Raw genomic sequence first — 19,298 nt, forward strand, 5'->3', positions numbered from 1 at the left:
TTCAGAGCGGAAAGAGCAGCGGCACCAGCACCACGCTGACCAGCATCACCAGCAGGGTGAAGGGCACACCGATGCGCACGAAGTCGCCGAAGCGGTACTGGCCGGGGCCGAGCACCAGAGTATTCACCGGCGAAGAAATCGGTGTCATGAAGGCCGCCGAGGCGGCCAGGGCGACGGTCATGGCGAAGGGCAGCGGCGAGGCGCCCAGCGCCTGCGCCGTGGCGATGGCCACCGGCGCCATCAGCACCGCCGTGGCGGTGTTGGAAATGAACAGGCCGATCACTGCGGTCAACGCGAACAGGCAGGCGAGGATCAGCCGTGGCCCGGCGTCGCCCAGGCCACCCACCAAACCCTGCACCGCCAGCTCGACGCCGCCGGTTTGTTGCAGCGCCTGGGCGAAGGGCAGCATGCCGACGATGAGGATCAGCGTCGGCCAGTGGATGGCGCGGTAGGCACTGTCCAGATCGATGCAGCGAAACGCCCCCAGCAGCAGGCAGGCGATCAGTGCGGCCTGTACGTTGGGCACCAGGCCGCTGACCATCAGCCCCACCATCACCGCCAGGCTGAGCAGGGCATAGGGCGCCTTGCGCGCAGCAGGTGCCACCTCGGCCACCTCCGCCGGCAGGCTGAGCACCAGAAAATCGCGGCTCAGCCCCTGCAGACGGTGGATGTCGCGCCAGGCGCCGGCCACCAGCAGGGTGTCGGAAGCCTTGAGCTTTTCGTCCACCAGCACGCCTTCCAGCGCCTGACCCTGGCGGCGCAGGCCGACCACATTGAGCTTGTGCCGCGAGCGAAAGCCCAGCTCCTGGATGCTCTTGCCCGGCAGTTGCGACTCCGGTGGCAGCGCCACCTCGGCCAGGCCCAGTTCATGGGCGTGCAGGCTGAAATAGGAGTGCGGCAGCGGCATGGGTTCCAGGCCCAGGGCCTGGTAGCTGCCGAGCAGGCCGATGGTGGGGCTGGCAATGTCCACCAGCAGCACGTCACCCGGCTCCAGCAGGGTGTTGCCGCTGGCCATCAGCAGCAGGGTGCGCAGGCGTTGGCGGCGCTCGACGGCGATGACGTTGATGCCATGCTCGCGGCGCAGTTGCAGCTCGTTGAGTATCTGGTTGGCCAGGGGCGAATCGGCGCGCACCTGCAGGCGCCGCTCGCGCTCACCCAGGCGGTAACGCTCGGCCAGGTCGGCCAGGGTCAGGCGTGGCGGCTCGGCATTGCCGCCTGGTGCGCTGCGCACCAGCCAGCGCCGCGCGACCAGCATGTAGCCGACACCCAGCACCAGCACCGCCAGGCCGATGGGGGTAAAGGCGAAGAAGTCGAAGCCATCCAGCCCGGCGCGGCGCAGCTCGGCATGCACCACCAGATTCGGCGGTGTCGCCACCAGGGTGAGCATACCGCTGATCAACCCGGCGAAGGCCAGCGGCATCATCAATCGTGCCGGGGCGATGCGCAGGCGTGCAGCCACACCCAGCACCACGGGGATGAAGATGGCCACCACGCCGGTGGAACTCATCACCGAACCGAGGCCAGCCACCGCCAGCATCAGCAGGATCAGCAGGCGCGTTTCACTGCTGCCGGCGCTGGTCACCAGCCAGTCGCCCAGGCGGTAGGCGATGCCGGTGCGCACCAGGCCATCGCCGATGATGAACAGCGCGGCGATCAGGATGACGTTGGCGTCGCTGAACCCGGCCAGGGTCTGCTGCAAATCGAGCACGCCAGTCAGCGGCAGGGCGACCAGCACCAGCAGGGCCACCACGTCCATGCGTGGCTTGCCGATGACGAAGAGGGTTACGGCGCCGGCCAGCAGGCCCAGCACCCAGAACAGATCAGGATTCATCACGCTTCCCATTGAACAGGGAGGCGATTATCTCAGGGATAACCGAGCGTAGCCTTGATCTGCTGCAGGTTGGCGGCGATCCAGTGCTTGTCGAAAGGCCCCCAGTCGCGGATGCGGTAGTGCCCGGCATTGTTGCGCTCGCCTTCGGCCTGCTCGAACTGGCAGTCGATATCCAGCTCGGCCAGGGCGGTGAGGGTGTCCTGCGCGGTGCGCCGGGGCATGCCGGTGGCCGCCATCAGCGCCGGTACGCTGACGGCCTGGCCGCTGTCGATCAGCCAGGCCACGTAGAGGCGGCGGTAGAAGCTGGTTCTGGTCTTGCTCACGTCCATGTCGGGCTCCCGCTTACAGGCTAGCGAGCAGCATATAGGTGCCGGCGCCGGCCAGGTAGCCGAGGAACGCCAGGCCAGTGATGCGCTTGAGATACCAGATGAAATTGATCTTCTCCATGCCCATGGCCGCCACGCCAGCGGCCGAGCCGATGATCAGGCAGCTACCGCCGGTGCCGGCGCAGTAGGCGAGCATTTCCCAGAAGTGGCCATTGACGACGAAGCTGCCGAGCCAGGATTGCTCGGCGACGTCGGCCAGTTGCAGTGCCTCGGTACTGACCAGCGGGTACATCTTCATGGCCCCGGCCACCATGGGCACGTTGTCCACCACTGCCGAGAGCAGGCCGATGGACAGGGCGATGCTGTAGACGTTGCCCAGGCTGTCCTTGAGCAGCGTCGCCACCTGAGTCAGATGGCCGGCGCTGGACAGCGCCGACACCGCCAGCAGGATGCCGAGGAAGAACAGCACGCTGGTGATGTCGATGCGCCGTAGCACGCCCACCACCGACAGCGGATCCTTCTCTTCGCTGTTCTTGCTGCGGTGGATGATCTCGGTGGTGATCCACAACAGGCTGAGGCCGAAGAGAATGCCCATGTACGGCGGCAGGTGGGTGACGGTCTTGAAGATCGGCACGAAGATCAGCGCACCCAGGCCCAGGCCGAAGATCAGGTTGCGCTCGAAGGGTGTGGTCGGGTCGCGGCGGCTTTCGCTGCTTTCCTTGAGCCGAGGGGGCGCGACTTCGCCCTTGAGGATGAAGCTCATGACAATCAGCGGCAGCAGCAGGCACATCAGGCTGGGCAGGAAGAGCTGGACAACGATGCCACTGGCAGTGATCTGGCCGCCGATCCACAACATGGTGGTGGTCACGTCACCGATGGGCGACCAGGCGCCGCCGGCATTGGCGGCGATCACCACGATGCCGGCGTAGAACCAGCGTTCGTGCTGCTCGGCGATCAGCTTGCGCAGCAGCGAAATCATCACGATGGTGGTGGCCAGGTTGTCCAGCGCCGAGGACAGGAAGAAGGTGATCAGCCCCACCAGCCACAGCAGATGCACGCGCTTCTGGGTGCTGATGCGGTCGGTGATGACCTTGAAGCCTTCATGGGCATCGATCAGCTCGACGATGGTCATGGCGCCCATGAGGAAGAACAGGATCTCGGAAATCTCGCCCAGATGATGGCGCAGTTCCTCGATGGCGTGATGGGTATTGGTGCTGGAGCCGGCGGTGCCCGAGCCGATCATCGGCAGGATGCTGTCGGCGCCCATCACCAACAGCGTCCAGGCGATGACGGCGGTCAGCAGCGCGGAGGCGGCCTTGTCGATCTTCAGTGGATGTTCCAGGGCTATGCACAGATAACCGAGGACGAACACGAGTGCCATCAACGCATACATGGGGATCCGCCTGTTGTTTCTTATCGATGAGGTAAAGGTCGGTAGGCGGAGGAAGATGCCTGAAACACCTTGTAAAAGGGAAGGCTTTTATAGCTAAAAGTGCAGGAACGACAAGGCCCGCGCTGTGGTGGGCGCGGGCCTTGTCGGGATGAAGCAGGAAGGTGCCGCTATCAGAGCGCGGCGATCTTGCCGCGCTGCTCGACCATCTTGGCCAGGGCCTGCTCGGCCTCGGCCAGCTTGGCGCGTTCCTTCTCCAGCACTTCGGCCGGGGCCTTGGCGACGAAGCCTTCGTTGGCCAGCTTGCCGCCGACACGCTTGACTTCACCTTCCAGGCGGCCGATCTCCTTGTCCAGGCGCGCCAGTTCGGCGTCCTTGTCGATCAGCCCGGCCATCGGCACCAGCACTTCCATCTCGCCGACCAGAGTGGTGGCGGACATCGGTGCTTCTTCACCTGCAGCCAGCACACGCACCGACTCCAGCTTGGCCAGCTTGTTCAGCAGCGGCTCGAAGTCGGCCAGGCGGCGTTGATCTTCCGCCGAAGCGTTGGCCACGATGATATCGATGCGCTTGGCCATGGAAATCTTCATCTCGCCACGGATCTGGCGTACGCCGAGCATCAACTGCTTGACCCACTCGATGTCGCCTTCGGCGGCGGCGTCGATGCGGCTGTCATTGGCCACCGGCCAGGGTTGCAGCATCAGGGTCTCGCCCTGCACGCCGGCCTGGCCCTTGATGCGCTGCCAGATTTCTTCGGTGATGAAGGGCATGAAGGGGTGAGCCAGGCGCAGGATCACTTCCAGCACGCGCACCAGGGTGCGGCGAGTGCCACGCTGGCGCTCGATGGGCGCGTTCTCGTCCCACAGCACCGGCTTGACCAGTTCCAGGTACCAGGCGCAGTACTGATCCCAGACGAACTCATAGAGCGCCTGGGTAGCCAGGTCGAAGCGGAAGGCGTCGAGCTGGCGGGTGACTTCGGCTTCGGTGCGCTGCAACTGGCTGATGATCCAGCGATCCACCGAGGACAGCTCGACTTCTTCGCCATTCACGCCGGTGTCCTGGCCATCGGTGTTCTCGATGACGAAGTTGGCGGCGTTCCACAGCTTGTTGCAGAAGTTGCGGTAACCCTCGACGCGGCCCATGTCGAACTTCACGTCGCGGCCGGTGGTGGCCAGCGAGCAGAAGGTGAAGCGCAGGGCATCGGTGCCGTAGCTGGCGATGCCTTCGGGGAACTCGGCCTTGGTCTGCTTGGCGATCTTCTCGGCCAGCTTGGGCTGCATCATGCCGCTGGTGCGTTTTTCCAGCAGTTCGTCGAGGGTGATGCCGTCGACGATGTCCAGTGGGTCGAGCACGTTGCCCTTGGACTTGGACATCTTCTGCCCCTGGCCGTCACGCACCAGGCCGTGCACGTACACGGTCTTGAACGGAATCTGCCCGGTCAGGTGGGTCGACAGCATGATCATCCGGGCGACCCAGAAGAAGATGATGTCGAAGCCGGTGACCAGCACGTCGGTGGGGTGGAAGGTCTTGAGGAAATCGGTCTGCTGCGGCCAGCCGAGGGTGGAGAAGGTCCACAGGCCGGAGCTGAACCAGGTGTCGAGCACGTCTTCATCCTGGCGCAGAACAGCATCGCCGAGGTTGTGCTTGGCGCGTACTTCCGCTTCGTCACGGCCAACATAGACGTTGCCGGCCTCGTCGTACCAGGCCGGAATGCGGTGGCCCCACCACAGCTGACGGCTGATGCACCAGTCCTGGATGTCGCGCATCCAGCTGAAGTACATGTTTTCGTACTGCTTGGGCACGAACTGGATTTCGCCACTCTCGACCACGGCGATGGCCTTCTCGGCCAGTGGCTTGGTGGAGACGTACCACTGGTCGGTCAGCCAGGGTTCGATCACGGTGCCGGAGCGGTCGCCTTTCGGCACCTTCAGCGCGTGGTCTTCGATCTTTTCCAGTAGGCCGGCGGCCTCGAAGGCGGCGACGATCTGCTTGCGCGCCTCGAAGCGATCCAGCCCGGCGAACTGCGCCGGAATGTTGGCTTCGATCTGCTCGTTGACGCTGCCGTCGAGGTTGAACACCTGGGCAGTGGCCAGCACCGCGGCGTTCTTGTCGAAAATGTTGATCAGCGGCAGGTTGTGGCGCTTGCCCACTTCGTAGTCGTTGAAGTCGTGCGCCGGGGTGATCTTCACGCAGCCGGTGCCGAATTCCGGGTCGCAGTAGTCGTCGGCGATGATCGGGATGCGACGGCCCACCAGCGGCAGTTCGACGTAGCTGCCGATCAGCGCCTTGTAGCGCTCGTCTTCCGGATGCACGGCCACGGCGCTGTCGCCGAGCATGGTTTCCGGGCGGGTGGTGGCGACGATCAGGTAGTCATTGCCTTCGGCGGTCTTCTTGCCGTCGGCCAGCGGGTAGCGCAGGTTCCACAGCGAGCCTTTCTCGTCGTGGTTTTCCACTTCCAGATCGGAGATGGCGGTGTGGAACTTGGTGTCCCAGTTGACCAGGCGCTTGCCGCGGTAGATCAGGCCATCGTCGTGCAGGCGGACGAAGGCTTCCTTGACCGCTTCGGACAGGCCGTCGTCCATGGTGAAGCGCTCGCGCGACCAGTCCACCGAACTGCCCAAACGGCGGATCTGCCGGGTGATGGTGCCGCCGGACTGGTTCTTCCATTCCCAGACTTTCTCCAGGAATTTCTCGCGGCCCAGGTCGTGACGACCGATGCCCTGCGCGGCGAGCTGGCGCTCCACCACCATTTGCGTGGCGATACCGGCGTGGTCGGTGCCCGGCTGCCACAGGGTGTTGCGGCCCTGCATGCGGCGGAAGCGGATCAGCGCATCCATGATGGCGTTGTTGAAGCCGTGACCCATGTGCAGGCTGCCGGTGACGTTCGGCGGCGGGATCATGATGGTGTACGGCTCACCATGACCTTGCGGGGCGAAGTAGTTGTTCTTCTCCCAGGTCTGGTACCAGTTGGATTCGATGGCGTGCGGCTGGTAGGTCTTGTCCATGCGCGGCGGGACCCTTGTGACGGCTGATCAGGAAAAACCGGGGATTATAAAGGCAAAGCTGTATTTATGGGCTGAGAGTTTGCGGCTCGCGCCGTAGCTCGGACGCAATCTTGCGAGGTTCCCCGGATTGCATCCGGGCTGCGGGGCTTGGATGGGTTACTTGCGCGGCGGCAGCAGGCGCGGCAGACGGGCTTCGAGGCGGCGCTTGAGCTCGGCTTCGATCTGCGGCACGAAATCGTCGATCACATCCTGCAGGATCAATTGCGCGGCGGCGCGCAGTTCGCCGCTCAGGTGCTGCAGCTCGCGGGCGCTGTCGTGCAGGCGCGGCTCCAGGCTGGCTCGCACGGCCTCACGGGTCGGCGCGGTGGTGGCTTTGGGCGCTGGCGCGGGCTTCGCGGGCGGCGTCGCGTGGAAGGGCGGCGGCGGCCCTGGTGGCGCGCTGACGATATCGGACAGCACGGGGATGCTGTCCGGGTCGAGCGAGTCGATCAGCAGTGACGGCTCGCTGCTGTTGTCGCCCAGCAGCTCGCGAATCGACTCCAGGTCGTGCAGTAGCTGAGCGGGCTTTTGCGGAGGCTTGGGGGTGTCCATGGTGATCGACGCAGCGGGTAAGAGGGCTGGGGTGACGAGAATTGTGAGCGTCGCTGCAGGCTAAAGTTCGACGCGCTTGGGATCATACCCGCGCTGGCGATAGGTACGGAAATTCTCGCGACAGGCGCTGAGCAGTTCGGGCTGCTGGTTGACGATCTCGATGATGCGGGAAAACCGTTCGACATGGGGCGACAGGCTGCTGCCGAGGTTGATCAGCACGCCCTGTTCGCTGCTGGGTACTTCGTCGGTGCCCAGTACCACCGGCGACAGCGGCGCGTCGGCATGCAGATCGTGGGGCACGAAACGTTCGGCCTTGAAGCGCCAGAGCAACTCGTCGAGCTCGCCGCACTGTGCCTCGTCGCTGCCACGCAGGAACACCGGCAGGCCGGCGCTCCAGGCCTTCAGCGCCAACTGGCAGGCCGCGCGCAAGCGACCTTCGGCATCAGCAGAGGAGAGGACGTAGAACTCGATTCTGGGCATGGTGGGCAAGTCTCAAGCTTCAAGCGGCAAGCTGCAAGAAAAAGCAGGGGCACGTCGATGTTCCGAAGTGCCCCGTTGGCTGGGTTGCAGGGCTGTTACTTGGCGCTTGCGGCTTGCGGCTTGCGGCTGCTTTCGCTGCGATCCAGCAGATACTGGGTCAGCAGCGGTACCGGTCGGCCAGTGCCGCCCTTGTCCTTGCCGCCGCTGATCCAGGCGGTGCCAGCGATGTCCAGGTGCGCCCAGTGGAAGTTCTTGGCGAAGCGCGACAGGAAGCAGCCGGCGGTGATGGTGCCAGCCTTCGGCCCGCCGATGTTGGCGATGTCGGCGAAGGGGCTGTCCAACTGCTCCTGATACTCGTCGTACAGCGGTAGTTGCCAGGCGCGGTCGTCGGCGCTTTCACCCGCCTTGAGGATCTGCTTGATCAGCGTGTCGTTATTGCCCATCAGGCCGGAGACGTTGCTGCCCAGGGCGACGATGCAGGCGCCGGTGAGGGTGGCGATGTCGATCACCGCCTGCGGCTTGAAGCGCTCGGCGTAGGTCAGGGTGTCGCACAGCACCAGGCGGCCTTCGGCGTCGGTGTTGAGGATTTCCACGGTCTGCCCGCTCATGGTGGTGACGATATCGCCGGGGCGGGTGGCGCGGCCGCTGGGCATGTTCTCGGCGCAGGCCAGCAGGCACACCAGGTTGATCGGCAGTTGCAGTTCGAGCACCGCCTTGAGGGTGCCGAACACACTGGCGGCGCCGCACATGTCGTACTTCATCTCGTCCATGCTGGCGGCCGGCTTGATGCTGATGCCGCCGGTGTCGAAGGTGATGCCCTTGCCGACGAGGGCGAAGGGTTTGTCGTCCTTCTTGCCGCCCTGGTAGTGCATGACGATCATCCGTGGCGGCTGCTCGCTGCCCTGGGCCACGGCGAGGAAGGCGCCGGCGCCCAGCTCCTTGAGCTTCTTCTCGTCGAGGATTTCCACCTTGAGGTTCTTGTGCGCCTTGCCCAGAGCCTTGGCCTCTTCGGCCAGGTAGCTGGGGTGGCACAGGTTCGGCGGCAGGTTGCCCAGATCCTTGGTGAAGGCCACGCCCGTGGCGATGGCGCGGGCATGCTGCAGGGCGCGTTCGGCATCGGCCAGCTCGGCCTTGTCGACCACCAGCGTGATTTTCTTCAGGGCACGCGGGTCGCTCTTCTTGCTCTTGAACTGCTCGAACAGGTAGCTGCCGTCGGCCAGGGTTTCCATGATCAGGCGAGTCTTGCCGTAGGCATCACGGCCCTTGACCTTGAGCTCGCCCAGAGCCAGCAGGGCGTCGCCGCCGCCCAGGCCCTTGAGCACACCGTGCACGCTGGCAACCAACTTGCGCAGTTGGCGGTCGGACAGATCGCCCTTGCCACAGCCCACCAGCAGCACGCGCTCGGCCTTGAGCCCCGGCAGACCGTGCAGTAGCAGGGTCTGGCCCGGCTTGCCAGCGAGGTCGCCACGCTTGAGTACCGCCGTGATCGCGCCGTTGCTGGCTTGGTCGACGGCCTTGGCGGCATCACCCAGCTTGCGGCCTTCGCCGATGGTGACGACCAGGGTGGCGGTCTTCAGGGTTTCCGGGCGGGTGCTTTTGACGAGAAATTCCATATTGAGCTGTCCCCAAGACAAAGAGTCGGGTTTGACGGATAATGGCCGCCATTTTTTCGAGGGCCCACCCTGCGGTGGGCCGGCAAGTAGGTGCGGCTAGTTTGAGCGCTCGCGCCTGAGCCTGACAACCCTGGAGCGTCCGGTTTGATCGTCTTCCGTTATCTGTCCCGCGAAGTGTTGGTGACCCTCAGCGCGGTGAGCGCCGTGCTGCTGGTGATCATCATGAGCGGTCGTTTCATCAAGTACCTGGCCCAGGCGGCGCAGGGCGTGCTCGACCCGAGCGTGCTGTTTTTGATCATGGGCTACCGGATTCCCGGTTTCCTGCAACTGATCCTGCCGCTTGGCCTGTTCCTCGGCTTTCTGCTGGCATACGGCCGCCTGTATCTGGACAGCGAAATGACCGTGCTGTCGGCTACCGGCGTCAGTCAGCAGCGCCTGACTGTCTACAGCATGGCGCCGGCCCTGATCGTCGCCCTGCTGGTCGGCTGGCTGAGCATGGGCCTGGCGCCGCAAGGCGTGGCCGGGGTGGCGCGCATTCTCAGCGAGCAGGATGCCCTGACCGAACTGGATACCCTGGTGCCCGGGCGCTTCCAGTCGCTGCGCGATGGTTCGCGGGTGACCTACTCGCAGGAGCTGTCTGCCGATCGCAGCGAGCTGCGTGGTGTGTTCATGTCGGAGAAGCGTTTCTCCTCCGACGGCCGCTCCGAGCGCGGCACCACCGTGCTGGTGGCTGAAAGTGGCCGCCAGGAAATTCACCCGGACGGCAGTCGCTATCTGATACTGGAGAACGGCTATCGCTATGACGGTGAGCCGGGCGAGGCCGATTACCGTGCCATTCGCTACGACACCTACGGTGTGCTGCTGCCCAAGCCCGAGGTGGCACTCGAGGCCAACGAGCGCGAGGCGATCCCGACCCGCGACCTGTTCGGCAGCGACGATCCGGTGATGCAGGCCGAGCTGCAATGGCGTCTGTCCCTGCCGCTGCTGGTGTTCGTGGTCACCCTGTTGGCGGTGCCGCTGTCCAAGGTCAATCCGCGCCAGGGGCGCTTTCTCAAGCTGCTGCCGGCGATCTTCCTCTACATGACCTACCTGGGCTTGCTGATCGCCGCCCGTGGCGCGCTGGACAAGGGCAAGCTGCCGCCAGCCTTGGGCTTGTGGTGGGTGCACCTGATCTTCCTGGCCATCGGCCTGATCCTGCTTTATTGGGAGCGTTTGAGCCTGTGGTGGGCCAGTCGTCGCGTGTCGGAGGTGGCCCATGGCTAAGCTGGATCGTTATATCGGTGTGCAGGTATTCATCGCCATCCTGGCGGTGCTGGGCATCATCCTCGGCCTGGCGCTGCTGTTCGCTTTCATCGACGAGCTGGGTGATCTGAACAAGGGCGACTACGGCCTGCCGCAGGCGCTGTGGTACGTCCTGCTGACCGCGCCGCGCCGCGCCTACGACATGTTGCCGATGGCCGCGTTGATCGGCTGCCTGATCGGGCTCGGCTCCCTGGCCAGCAGCAGCGAACTGACCGTCATGCGTGCCGCGGGTGTCTCCATCGCGCGTATTTCCTGGGCGGTGATGAAACCCATGCTGGCCTTGCTGTTGGTCGGCATTCTGATCGGCGAATACGTGGCGCCCTGGACCGAGAACCAGGCCCAGGCCAGCCGCGCCATCGCTCAGGGTGGTGCGCAGGCGCAGAGTTCCAAGCGTGGCCTGTGGCATCGCCAAGGGCAGGAGTATGTGCACATCAACGTGGTACGCGCCGATGGCACCCTGCTGGGGGTGACCCGTTATCGCTTCGACGACGAGCGCCGCCTGCAGTCCTCCAGCTTCGCGCGCCGTGCCGAATTCAATGACGGTCACTGGTTGCTGCAGGATGTGAAGACCACGCACCTGTATGCCGATCACTCCGAGGTCAGTCAGCAGGACGAGGAACGCTGGGACATCGAACTCAATCCGCAACTGCTGGGCACGGTGGTGATGGAGCCAGAGGCGCTGTCGGTCACCGGCCTGTGGCAATACATCCACTACCTGGCGGATCAGGGCTTGAACAACGCACGCTACTGGCTGGCGTTCTGGAGCAAGGTGCTGCAGCCGCTGGTTACCGCTGCACTGGTGCTGATGGCGATTTCCTTCATCTTCGGTCCGCTGCGTTCGGTGACCCTGGGACAGCGGGTCTTCACCGGTGTACTGGTGGGCTTCATCTTCCGCATCGCTCAGGATCTGCTGGGGCCGTCCAGCCTGGTGTTCGGCTTCTCGCCGCTGCTGGCGGTGCTGGTGCCGGCCGGTGTCTGTGCCTTGGCTGGGGCCTGGTTGTTGCGACGCGCTGGCTGAGGTTGGCGGACATGAAAAAGCCGGTTCACTGAACCGGCTTTTTTGTGCCTGTGCCGGGCTATTTCTTATGCACGTTCTTCGGCAGTTGCACCATGCGGCTGTCCGAATAGGCGTCATGCCAGGTGCGGCCCTGCTTGTCCCAGAGCATCCACAGGAAGCCGAGGCCGGCGAACAGCCAGGAGCCGATGGCGACCACGAAACGCAGCAGGGCCTGCCACAGGTCGATGGCCGTGCCGTCGGCGTTCTGGATGCGCAGTCCCCAGGCTTGCATACCCAGGGTCTGACCGTTGTGCGTCCAGAACTTGGCGAAGAAGCCGAACAGGCTCAACAACACCAGGCTGGCCAGCAGGGGGTCGTGGTCGAGCGCACCCTGTTGCGACATGGTCAGCAGTTTGTCGCTACCGAAGATCAGGCGCAGGATGCCCTGTTGATAGATGAGCGTGACCACCATCATCAGTGCGACGCAGAGCAGGGAATCGTAAAAGAGGGCAGCCAGTCGGCGGATCGGACCGGCAGAGGGGAAGTCGCCCTGTGGGCGTAGCTGATGTCTCGGCATGATGAGCTCGCTGTAATGGACTGCGCGCCATTCTAACCGGGACTGCTGGCAGGATATAAAAAACCCCTGATGTTGCCATCAGGGGTTTTCGAGGAAGTCTCAGCTGACTACCTGAACCTTGTCAGCCTGCATGCCTTTCTGGCCTTGCACGGCTTCAAAGGTGACCTTCTGGCCTTCTTTCAGGCTGCGGAAGCCAGTGCCTTCGATAGCGCGGAAGTGCACGAACAGATCCGGACCGCTTTCGGGAGTGATGAAGCCGAAGCCTTTCTCGTCGTTGAACCACTTGACGGTGCCGGTTTGACGATTCGACATGTCTTTTTCCTTGAAACTAGTAGTTGATGACAGCCTCCAGCGAAATGCCATGGAGGACTGAGACTGGTTGCAAGGAGTAATAGAAGTCGAGCGGGATGTAGCGGATCAAATGATCTGCCGCACCTGAGTCACGATTCACGGCGACCCATGCAAACAGTTCGGCCACTCTACGCTAACTTTTATGCACTTGCCAACCCCCTGCCAGCGCTGCTGCGCCAGGGTTTGCAAGGGTATCGACGTGCCTTGTCGAATGCGTGTTGAAGAGGTGTTGCGCAAGGCTGCTGAAGAGCCTCGAGAAGATGATGGTGCCCCGGGGGAGACTCGAACTCCCACTCCTTTCGAAAACGGATTTTGAATCCGCCGCGTCTACCGATTCCGCCACCGGGGCACAATGGCGGCGCAGTATAGGGATGCGCCTGGCGCCGGTCAATCGGCGTCTTTGCAGCTTCGATCTGCCGCACCTGAAGTGCTGTGCAGGATTGATAACTTAGTCGCGCTGTATGACGAGCCAAGGAATAAAATCTGGCCTGTCATAAAGATTGGCAGGCATCTCGTTTATAGCGGTGCTTTCGGAAGTGGAATTCGTTCTCAGGGGGGAGGGGGCTTGGCTAATGTTTGGCGACAGTCCGTGTTCGTTATGCTGCTGGCATTCGTCCCGCTGGTGCAGGCCGAAACCCTGACCTATGCGGTGACGGATGAAGGCTGGGAGCCCTACTGGATCGTGGAGGACGGGCGCGTCGAGGGCATTCTGCACGATGTCATGCTCGCGCTGGGCGAGCGTCTACCCGTGCAGCTCGAGGCCAGCCATCCGCTGCCGCCGCTGCGTGCGCAGAAGCTGTTTCGTGAGGGGCATCTGCAGATCGAATGCTGTGTGAGCCAGTTGTGGCGCGCGGAGCCAGAGCAGGCCGAGGCGTCGTTGTGGACGGTGCCGGTGCTCGAGGCGCAGGAGATCCTGCTGTTCCCGCCCGGCAAGGCCTTTCCCTATCGGGGGCTCGAAGATTTGCGCGGGCGCGCCATCGCCACGGTGCGCGGTTATGGCTATGCCGGGGCCGGCACCTTCACGCGGGTCGATGGTGCCGATGCGGCTGCCTTGATCTATCTGGTGGCTCAGGGGCGAAGCGAGGCTGGCATCATCGACCGCCTGGAGTGGCGCTATCTGCTGCGCAAGGACGCGCGCTTGAGTTTGCCGCGCTGGCAGGTCGAGCAAGGGCCAGTCATCCACAGCTCGCAGTTGCGGCTCAGGCTGCATCGCGATTACCGGCAGTGGCTCGGCAGCATGGATGCGGCCATCCGCAGCATGCAGCAAGACGGCACCCTGGCGCGTATCGTCGCCCGCTACGCGCCCTGACCACTGCCAGGCCCACATGGTCGGGGAGGGGGAATTCCGGTAAGCTTTGCCGCCCTGCTGAATGACCCTCCATTGCCCATGCGTGTTGCCGACTTCCATTTCGATCTTCCCGAGTCGTTGATTGCCCGTCACCCTCTGGCCGAACGCCGAGCCAGCCGCCTGTTGCAGCTCGACGGGCCGACAGGAGCGCTGCGCCATGGCCGTTTCACCGATCTGCTGGAGCAATTGCGCCCTGGCGATCTGATGGTGTTCAACAACACCCGGGTGATTCCGGCGCGGCTGTTCGGGCAGAAGGCCTCGGGTGGCAAGCTGGAGATTCTGGTCGAGCGGGTGCTGGATCAGACCCGGGTGCTGGCGCACGTGCGGGCCAGCAAGTCGCCCAAGCCGGGCTCGAGCATCCTCATCGAGGGTGGTGGCGAGGCGCAGATGGTGGCGCGTCACGATGCCCTGTTCGAGCTGGACTTCGCCGAGCCGGTGCTACCGTTGCTGGAGCGGGTCGGGCACATGCCGCTGCCGCCTTATATAGACAGGCCGGATGACGAGGCTGACCGCGAGCGCTATCAGACCGTCTATGCGCAGAAGGCTGGAGCCGTGGCGGCGCCAACCGCTGGTCTGCACTTCGATGACGAGCTGCTGGCGGCGATCCGCGCCAAGGGCGTGGACAGCGCCTTCGTCACCCTGCACGTGGGCGCCGGCACCTTCCAGCCGGTGCGGGTCGAGCGCATCGAGGATCACCACATGCACAGCGAATGGCTGGAGGTGAGCCAGGACGTCGTCGATGCCATCGCCGCCTGCCGGGCGCGTGGCGGTCGGGTGATCGCGGTGGGCACCACCAGCGTGCGCTCGCTGGAGACGGCAGCGCGCGATGGCGAGCTCAAGCCCTTCAGCGGCGACACCGATATCTTCATCTACCCAGGGCGCCCCTTCCATGTGGTCGATGCCCTGGTGACCAACTTCCACCTGCCCGAGTCGACCCTGCTGATGCTGGTGTCGGCCTTCGCCGGCTACGCCGAGACCATGGCGGCCTACCGCGAGGCGGTGGCGCAGGGCTATCGCTTCTTCAGTTACGGTGATGCCATGTTCATCACCCGCAATCCCGCCGCGCGCGGGCCCGAGGTTTGAGTATGTCGCGCACCTGTCGCATGTCCTTCGAGTTGCTGGCCACCGACGGCAAGGCCCGCCGTGGCCGCCTGACCTTCCCGCGTGGCGTGGTCGAAACCCCGGCCTTCATGCCGGTGGGCACCTATGGCACGGTCAAGGGCATGTTGCCGCGCGATGTCGAGGGCATCGGCGCGCAGATCATCCTCGGCAATACCTTCCACCTGTGGCTGCGTCCGGGCATGGAGGTGATCAAGAAGCATGGCGACCTGCACGACTTCATGCAGTGGCAGGGGCCGATCCTCACCGACTCCGGCGGCTTCCAGGTGTTCAGCCTGGGGGCGATGCGCAAGATCAAGGAGGAGGGCGTGTACTTCGCCTCGCCGGTCGATGGCGCCAAGGTGTTCATGGGGCCGGAAGAGTCGATGCAGGTGCAGCGTGACCTGGGCTCGGACATCGTGATGATCTTCGACGAGTGCACGCCATACCCGGCCGAGTTCGACGTGGCCAAGCGCTCCATGGAGCTGTCGCTGCGCTGGGCCAAGCGCTCCAAGGTCGCCCATGGCGAGAGCACGGCGGCGCTGTTCGGCATCGTCCAGGGTGGGATGCATGAAGAGCTGCGCATGCGCTCGCTGGAAGGGTTGTGCGAGATCGACTTCGACGGCCTGGCCATCGGCGGGTTGTCGGTGGGCGAGCCCAAGGAAGAGATGATCCGCGTGCTGGATTTCCTGCCACCACAGATGCCGGCGGACAAACCGCGCTACCTGATGGGGGTGGGCAAGCCGGAGGATCTGGTCGAGGGTGTGCGCCGTGGCGTGGACATGTTCGACTGCGTGATGCCGACCCGTAATGCGCGCAATGGCCACCTGTTCGTCGATACCGGGGTGGTGAAGATCCGCAACGCGGTGCACAAGCACGACGACTCGCCGCTGGATCCAACCTGCGACTGCTACACCTGCAAGAACTTCTCCCGCGCCTACCTGCATCATCTGGACAAATGCGGCGAAATGCTCGGTAGCATGCTCAATACCATCCACAACTTGCGGCATTATCAGCGGGTCATGGCTGGTTTGCGCGAGGCTATCGGACAGGGTACATTGGCCGCCTTTGTCGAAGCCTTCTATGCCAAGCGCGGCCTGCCTGTGCCGCCCTTGGACTGACCCTCTCACGTTTTCAAGAAGTCCTTTCCCATTAGGAGTGTTACATGAGCTTTTTCATTCCCGCCGCCTACGCTGACACCGCTGCGGCTGCAGGCCCTGCCGGCACTGGTTTCGAGTGGGTGTTCCTGATCGGTTTCCTGGTCATCTTCTACCTGATGATCTGGCGCCCGCAGGCCAAGCGTGCCAAGGAGCACAAGAACCTGCTCGGCAGCCTGCAGAAGGGTGACGAAGTGGTCACCAGCGGCGGTATCGCCGGCAAGGTGACCAAGGTGGCCGACGACTTCGTGGTGATCGAGGTGTCCGACAGCGTCGAGCTGAAGTTCCAGAAGCAGGCCATCGCCGCGACCCTGCCCAAGGGCACGCTGAAAGCCATCTGATTCGGTTATTGGTTCTTTCCATTCCACGGGGCGCTTTCAGCGCCCCGTGTCTTAGACGGGTAGCCCGTTCATGCTCAATAAATATCCTCTGTGGAAGTACCTGTTGATCCTCGCCGTACTGGCGGTGGGTCTGGTGTATTCCATTCCCAACCTCTATCCGGACGATCCTGCCATACAGATCAGTGGCGCCAGCACGGCGCTGAGCATCCAGCAGGCGGATCTCGATCGTGCCAGCAAGGCGCTGCAGGACGCCGGCATCGCGGTCAAGGCCGCTAGCCTGTCCCAGAGCGGCCATGCCGGCCTGATCCGCCTGACCAAGCAGGATGACCAGTTGCCGGCCAAGGACGTGGTGCGTCGTGTGCTCGGCGATGACTACGTGGTGGCGTTGAACCTGGCGCAGACCACGCCCGACTGGCTGCGCAGCCTGGGCGCCAGCCCGATGAAGTTGGGGCTGGATCTGTCCGGTGGCGTGCACTTCCTGCTGGAAGTCGACATGGACAAGGCGCTGGATGTACGCCGCAAGGTCTACGAAGGCGAAATCAAGAGCCTGCTGCGCAAGGAGCGCGTGCGCTATCGCAGCATGCCGGAAAGCAATGGCCGCATTCAGCTCGGCTTTGCCGACAGCGATACGCTGGACAAGGCCGAGCGCCTGATCCGCAAGGATTACAAGGACTTCGAGCTGAGCACCGTCGAGCGCGGTGACCAGCAGGTGCTGCAACTGGCGCTGACCCAGGCGAAGATCGCCGAGATTCGTGAATACTCGATCAAGCAGAACCTGACCACGGTGCGCAACCGGGTCAACGAACTGGGCGTGGCCGAGCCGCTGGTACAGCGCCAGGGCGCCAACCGCATCGTGGTCGAGCTGCCCGGTGTGCAGGACACCGCCGAGGCCAAGCGTATCCTCGGCAAGACCGCCAACCTGGAATTCCGTCTGCAGGCGCCGCTGGATGCCTCCAGGGCTTCGACCGAAACCTTCGAGTTCCGTGAGGCGGGGCGCCCGCCCGTGCAGCTCGAGCGCGATCTGATCATCACTGGTGATCAGGTCACCGATGCCCAGGCCAGCTTCGACGAGAACGGTCGCCCGCAGGTGAACATTCGTCTGGATGGGCATGGCGGCGACCTGATGAGTCGCGCCACGCGCAACAACGTCGGGCGCAGCATGGCCGTGGTGTTCATCGAGCAGAAGCCGGTGACCCGCTATGTGCGCAAGACCGTCAACGGTGTCGAGCAGGAAGTGGCGGTGCCCTCGTTCGTCGAGGAGAAGAAGGTCATCAGCCTGGCAACCATCCAGTCGCCGCTAGGCAGCCAATTCCGCATCACCGGCCTGAACGGCCAGGGTGAGTCCTCGGAACTGGCGCTGCTGCTGCGTGCCGGTGGCCTGGCCGCGCCGATGTACTTCGCCGAAGAACGCACCATCGGCCCGAGCCTGGGCGCCGAGAACATCGCCAAGGGCATCGAGTCCACCGAATGGGCGATGATCTTCGTCACCCTGTTCATCATCGCCATCTATCGCTTCTTCGGTGTGCTGGCGGCTGTGGCGCTGGCCTTCAACTTGGTGTTGCTGGTCGGCATGATGTCGATCTTCGGCGCCACCCTGACCCTGCCGGGTATCGCCGGTATCGTACTGACCCTGGGTATGGCGGTGGATGCCAACGTGCTGATCTTCTCGCGCATACGCGAGGAGCTGGCCAATGGCCTGCCGGTGCAGCGTGCCCTGCACGAGGGTTTCGACCGTGCCTTCTCGGCGATTCTCGACAGTAACCTGACCACGCTGCTGGTCGGTCTCATTCTGTTCTTCATGGGCACTGGCCCGGTCAAGGGCTTCGCCGTGACCATGTCGATCGGCATCGTCACCTCGATGTTCACTGCCATCATATTCACCCGTGCCATGGTCAATCTGATCTTCGGTGGTCGTAACTTCAAGAAGCTGTGGATCTGAGGGGCCAGCCATGACCAAGTCAACCATTCGTTTCATGGCGGTGCGCAACATCGCCTTTTCCATTACGGTCGTACTGACGCTGATCGGCCTGGGCGCGTTGTTCGCCAAGGGCCTCAACTTCGGCCTGGATTTCACTGGTGGTACGCTGATCGAACTGCAGTTCGAGCAGGCGGCCAATCTGGATAACATCAAGGCCGAGCTGGGCCAGGCCGGTTATGCCGATGCCATGGTGCAGAACTTCGGTGCCAGCACCGATGTGCTGGTGCGCCTGGCTGGTGACGAGGCCGATCTCGGTAACCGTGTCGCCGAGGCGCTGCGCGCGGCTGACAGTGCCAAGTTCGAGGTCAAGCGGGTCGAGTTCGTCGGTCCGCAGGTCGGCGAAGAGCTGCGCGACAAGGGCGGTATCGCCATGCTCCTGGCGCTGGGTGGTGTGCTGCTGTACCTGGCCTTCCGCTTCCAGTGGAAGTTCGGCATGGGCGCCATCGCCTCGCTGGTGCATGACGTCATCATCACCCTGGGTGTGCTGGCCTTCTTCCAGGTGCCCTTCGACCTGACGGTGCTGGCTGCAGTGCTGGCGATGATCGGTTACTCGCTCAACGACACCATCATCATCTACGACCGGATTCGCGAGAACTTCCGCATGCTGCGCAAGGCGTCGCTGATCGAGAACATCGATATCTCGGTCACCCAGACCCTGCTGCGTACCATCGCCACGTCGCTGTCCACCGCCCTGGCGTTGCTGGCGCTGCTGTTCTTCGGTGGCGACGCGCTGGCAGGCTTTGCCCTGACGCTGCTGATCGGTGTGGTGGTCGGCACCTACTCCTCGGTGTATATCGGGGCCGTGGTGCTGGTGTGGCTGAAGCTGACCGTGGAAGATCTGATCCCGCCTGCGGTCGAGGCCGAGGCTGACGACGGACGGCCCTGAGGCCCGTATCGCCTGGGGCTCAGGCGA

The 19,298-nt window shown here is 63.8% G+C and carries 17 protein-coding genes and 1 tRNA gene; 8 read left to right on the forward strand and 10 right to left on the reverse strand.

The annotated features are described in order from the left end of the window. Window position 1: 1 nt before the first annotated feature. From ACSVIK_RS09855 to ACSVIK_RS09885, 7 genes are all read right to left on the reverse strand, one after another. Window positions 2-1,831 (reverse strand): SLC13 family permease, encoded by a 1,830-nt coding sequence (locus ACSVIK_RS09855; protein ID WP_442444168.1) that lies wholly within the window; start codon window positions 1,829-1,831, stop codon window positions 2-4. Between the two features lie 32 nt (window positions 1,832-1,863). Next, window positions 1,864-2,160, reverse strand: a complete 297-nt coding sequence (locus tag ACSVIK_RS09860; protein WP_442444169.1) for a winged helix-turn-helix domain-containing protein — start codon at window positions 2,158-2,160, stop codon at window positions 1,864-1,866. Window positions 2,161-2,173: 13 nt separating this feature from the next. Next, window positions 2,174-3,550, reverse strand: a complete 1,377-nt coding sequence (gene nhaD / locus ACSVIK_RS09865; protein WP_442444170.1) for a sodium:proton antiporter NhaD — start codon at window positions 3,548-3,550, stop codon at window positions 2,174-2,176. A gap of 170 nt (window positions 3,551-3,720) precedes the next feature. Then, on the reverse strand, window positions 3,721-6,552 hold the full coding sequence (locus ACSVIK_RS09870; RefSeq protein WP_442444171.1) for a valine--tRNA ligase: 2,832 nt from the start codon (window positions 6,550-6,552) through the stop codon (window positions 3,721-3,723). A 156-nt stretch (window positions 6,553-6,708) separates the two neighbouring features. Beyond that, window positions 6,709-7,143 carry a DNA polymerase III subunit chi gene (locus ACSVIK_RS09875; RefSeq protein ID WP_442444172.1) on the reverse strand — a complete coding sequence of 145 codons (435 nt, stop codon included), beginning with the start codon at window positions 7,141-7,143 and terminating at the stop codon, window positions 6,709-6,711. A gap of 60 nt (window positions 7,144-7,203) precedes the next feature. Continuing rightward, window positions 7,204-7,623, reverse strand: a complete 420-nt coding sequence (locus ACSVIK_RS09880) for a DNA polymerase III subunit chi (RefSeq protein WP_442444173.1) — start codon at window positions 7,621-7,623, stop codon at window positions 7,204-7,206. A gap of 95 nt (window positions 7,624-7,718) precedes the next feature. Then, window positions 7,719-9,236 carry a leucyl aminopeptidase gene (locus ACSVIK_RS09885; protein ID WP_442444174.1) on the reverse strand — a complete coding sequence of 506 codons (1,518 nt, stop codon included), beginning with the start codon at window positions 9,234-9,236 and terminating at the stop codon, window positions 7,719-7,721. A 144-nt stretch (window positions 9,237-9,380) separates the two neighbouring features. Here ACSVIK_RS09885 and lptF point away from each other — a divergent pair, with 144 nt between their 5' ends. Together lptF and lptG are read left to right on the forward strand one after the other, a co-directional pair. After that, on the forward strand, window positions 9,381-10,499 hold the full coding sequence (gene lptF / locus ACSVIK_RS09890) for an LPS export ABC transporter permease LptF (RefSeq protein WP_442444175.1): 1,119 nt from the start codon (window positions 9,381-9,383) through the stop codon (window positions 10,497-10,499). Further along, window positions 10,492-11,556, forward strand: a complete 1,065-nt coding sequence (gene lptG, locus ACSVIK_RS09895; protein ID WP_442444176.1) for an LPS export ABC transporter permease LptG — start codon at window positions 10,492-10,494, stop codon at window positions 11,554-11,556. The genes lptF and lptG overlap by 8 nt, the downstream gene beginning before the upstream one ends. 58 nt (window positions 11,557-11,614) lie before the next feature. Here the strand turns inward: lptG and ACSVIK_RS09900 are convergent, their stop codons facing one another. The 3 genes from ACSVIK_RS09900 to ACSVIK_RS09910 form a co-directional block, all read right to left on the reverse strand. After that, window positions 11,615-12,112, reverse strand: coding sequence for an RDD family protein (locus ACSVIK_RS09900; protein WP_442444177.1), 498 nt, complete (start codon window positions 12,110-12,112; stop codon window positions 11,615-11,617). 99 nt (window positions 12,113-12,211) lie between these two features. Further along, on the reverse strand, window positions 12,212-12,424 hold the full coding sequence (locus ACSVIK_RS09905) for a cold-shock protein (RefSeq protein ID WP_268178777.1): 213 nt from the start codon (window positions 12,422-12,424) through the stop codon (window positions 12,212-12,214). 303 nt (window positions 12,425-12,727) lie between these two features. Continuing rightward, a tRNA-Leu gene (locus ACSVIK_RS09910) sits at window positions 12,728-12,812 on the reverse strand. A 249-nt stretch (window positions 12,813-13,061) separates the two neighbouring features. On the opposite strand from ACSVIK_RS09910, the gene ACSVIK_RS09915 reads away from it, so the two are divergent. The 6 genes from ACSVIK_RS09915 to secF all read left to right on the forward strand — a co-directional run bounded on the left by ACSVIK_RS09915 (window position 13,062) and on the right by secF (window position 19,271). Then, entirely contained in the window at window positions 13,062-13,772 is a 711-nt protein-coding gene (locus ACSVIK_RS09915; RefSeq protein WP_442444260.1) for a substrate-binding periplasmic protein, read from the forward strand. Between the two features lie 78 nt (window positions 13,773-13,850). Then, window positions 13,851-14,894: a tRNA preQ1(34) S-adenosylmethionine ribosyltransferase-isomerase QueA gene (gene queA / locus ACSVIK_RS09920; RefSeq protein ID WP_442444178.1), complete on the forward strand. Its 1,044-nt coding sequence runs from the start codon at window positions 13,851-13,853 to the stop codon at window positions 14,892-14,894. Between the two features lie 20 nt (window positions 14,895-14,914). After that, window positions 14,915-16,030, forward strand: coding sequence for a tRNA guanosine(34) transglycosylase Tgt (gene tgt / locus ACSVIK_RS09925; RefSeq protein WP_442444261.1), 1,116 nt, complete (start codon window positions 14,915-14,917; stop codon window positions 16,028-16,030). Window positions 16,031-16,074: 44 nt separating this feature from the next. Beyond that, complete coding sequence (gene yajC, locus ACSVIK_RS09930; RefSeq protein ID WP_442444179.1) at window positions 16,075-16,407, forward strand: preprotein translocase subunit YajC; 333 nt, start codon at window positions 16,075-16,077, stop codon at window positions 16,405-16,407. Between the two features lie 70 nt (window positions 16,408-16,477). Next, window positions 16,478-18,346 (forward strand): protein translocase subunit SecD, encoded by a 1,869-nt coding sequence (secD, locus tag ACSVIK_RS09935; RefSeq protein WP_442444180.1) that lies wholly within the window; start codon window positions 16,478-16,480, stop codon window positions 18,344-18,346. A gap of 10 nt (window positions 18,347-18,356) precedes the next feature. Continuing rightward, on the forward strand, window positions 18,357-19,271 hold the full coding sequence (secF, locus tag ACSVIK_RS09940; protein ID WP_442444181.1) for a protein translocase subunit SecF: 915 nt from the start codon (window positions 18,357-18,359) through the stop codon (window positions 19,269-19,271). Window positions 19,272-19,298 lie beyond the last annotated feature (27 nt).

Source organism: Pseudomonas sp. NCHU5216 (assembly GCF_052156495.1).
Classification (GTDB): Bacteria; Pseudomonadota; Gammaproteobacteria; order Pseudomonadales; family Pseudomonadaceae; genus Aquipseudomonas.

Excerpts from the sequence above, each read along its gene's own strand:
- ACSVIK_RS09855 (WP_442444168.1), bottom strand. The coding sequence starts at position 1,831 with ATGAATCCTGATCTGTTCTGGGTGCTGGGCCTGCTGGCCGGCGCCGTA.
- ACSVIK_RS09860 (WP_442444169.1), bottom strand. The coding sequence starts at position 2,160 with ATGGACGTGAGCAAGACCAGAACCAGCTTCTACCGCCGCCTCTACGTG.
- nhaD (WP_442444170.1), bottom strand. The coding sequence starts at position 3,550 with ATGTATGCGTTGATGGCACTCGTGTTCGTCCTCGGTTATCTGTGCATA.
- ACSVIK_RS09870 (WP_442444171.1), bottom strand. The coding sequence starts at position 6,552 with ATGGACAAGACCTACCAGCCGCACGCCATCGAATCCAACTGGTACCAG.
- ACSVIK_RS09875 (WP_442444172.1), bottom strand. The coding sequence starts at position 7,143 with ATGGACACCCCCAAGCCTCCGCAAAAGCCCGCTCAGCTACTGCACGAC.
- ACSVIK_RS09880 (WP_442444173.1), bottom strand. The coding sequence starts at position 7,623 with ATGCCCAGAATCGAGTTCTACGTCCTCTCCTCTGCTGATGCCGAAGGT.
- ACSVIK_RS09885 (WP_442444174.1), bottom strand. The coding sequence starts at position 9,236 with ATGGAATTTCTCGTCAAAAGCACCCGCCCGGAAACCCTGAAGACCGCC.
- lptG (WP_442444176.1), top strand. The coding sequence starts at position 10,492 with ATGGCTAAGCTGGATCGTTATATCGGTGTGCAGGTATTCATCGCCATC.
- ACSVIK_RS09900 (WP_442444177.1), bottom strand. The coding sequence starts at position 12,112 with ATGCCGAGACATCAGCTACGCCCACAGGGCGACTTCCCCTCTGCCGGT.
- ACSVIK_RS09905 (WP_268178777.1), bottom strand. The coding sequence starts at position 12,424 with ATGTCGAATCGTCAAACCGGCACCGTCAAGTGGTTCAACGACGAGAAA.
- ACSVIK_RS09915 (WP_442444260.1), top strand. The coding sequence starts at position 13,062 with ATGCTGCTGGCATTCGTCCCGCTGGTGCAGGCCGAAACCCTGACCTAT.
- queA (WP_442444178.1), top strand. The coding sequence starts at position 13,851 with ATGCGTGTTGCCGACTTCCATTTCGATCTTCCCGAGTCGTTGATTGCC.
- tgt (WP_442444261.1), top strand. The coding sequence starts at position 14,915 with ATGTCCTTCGAGTTGCTGGCCACCGACGGCAAGGCCCGCCGTGGCCGC.
- yajC (WP_442444179.1), top strand. The coding sequence starts at position 16,075 with ATGAGCTTTTTCATTCCCGCCGCCTACGCTGACACCGCTGCGGCTGCA.
- secD (WP_442444180.1), top strand. The coding sequence starts at position 16,478 with ATGCTCAATAAATATCCTCTGTGGAAGTACCTGTTGATCCTCGCCGTA.
- secF (WP_442444181.1), top strand. The coding sequence starts at position 18,357 with ATGACCAAGTCAACCATTCGTTTCATGGCGGTGCGCAACATCGCCTTT.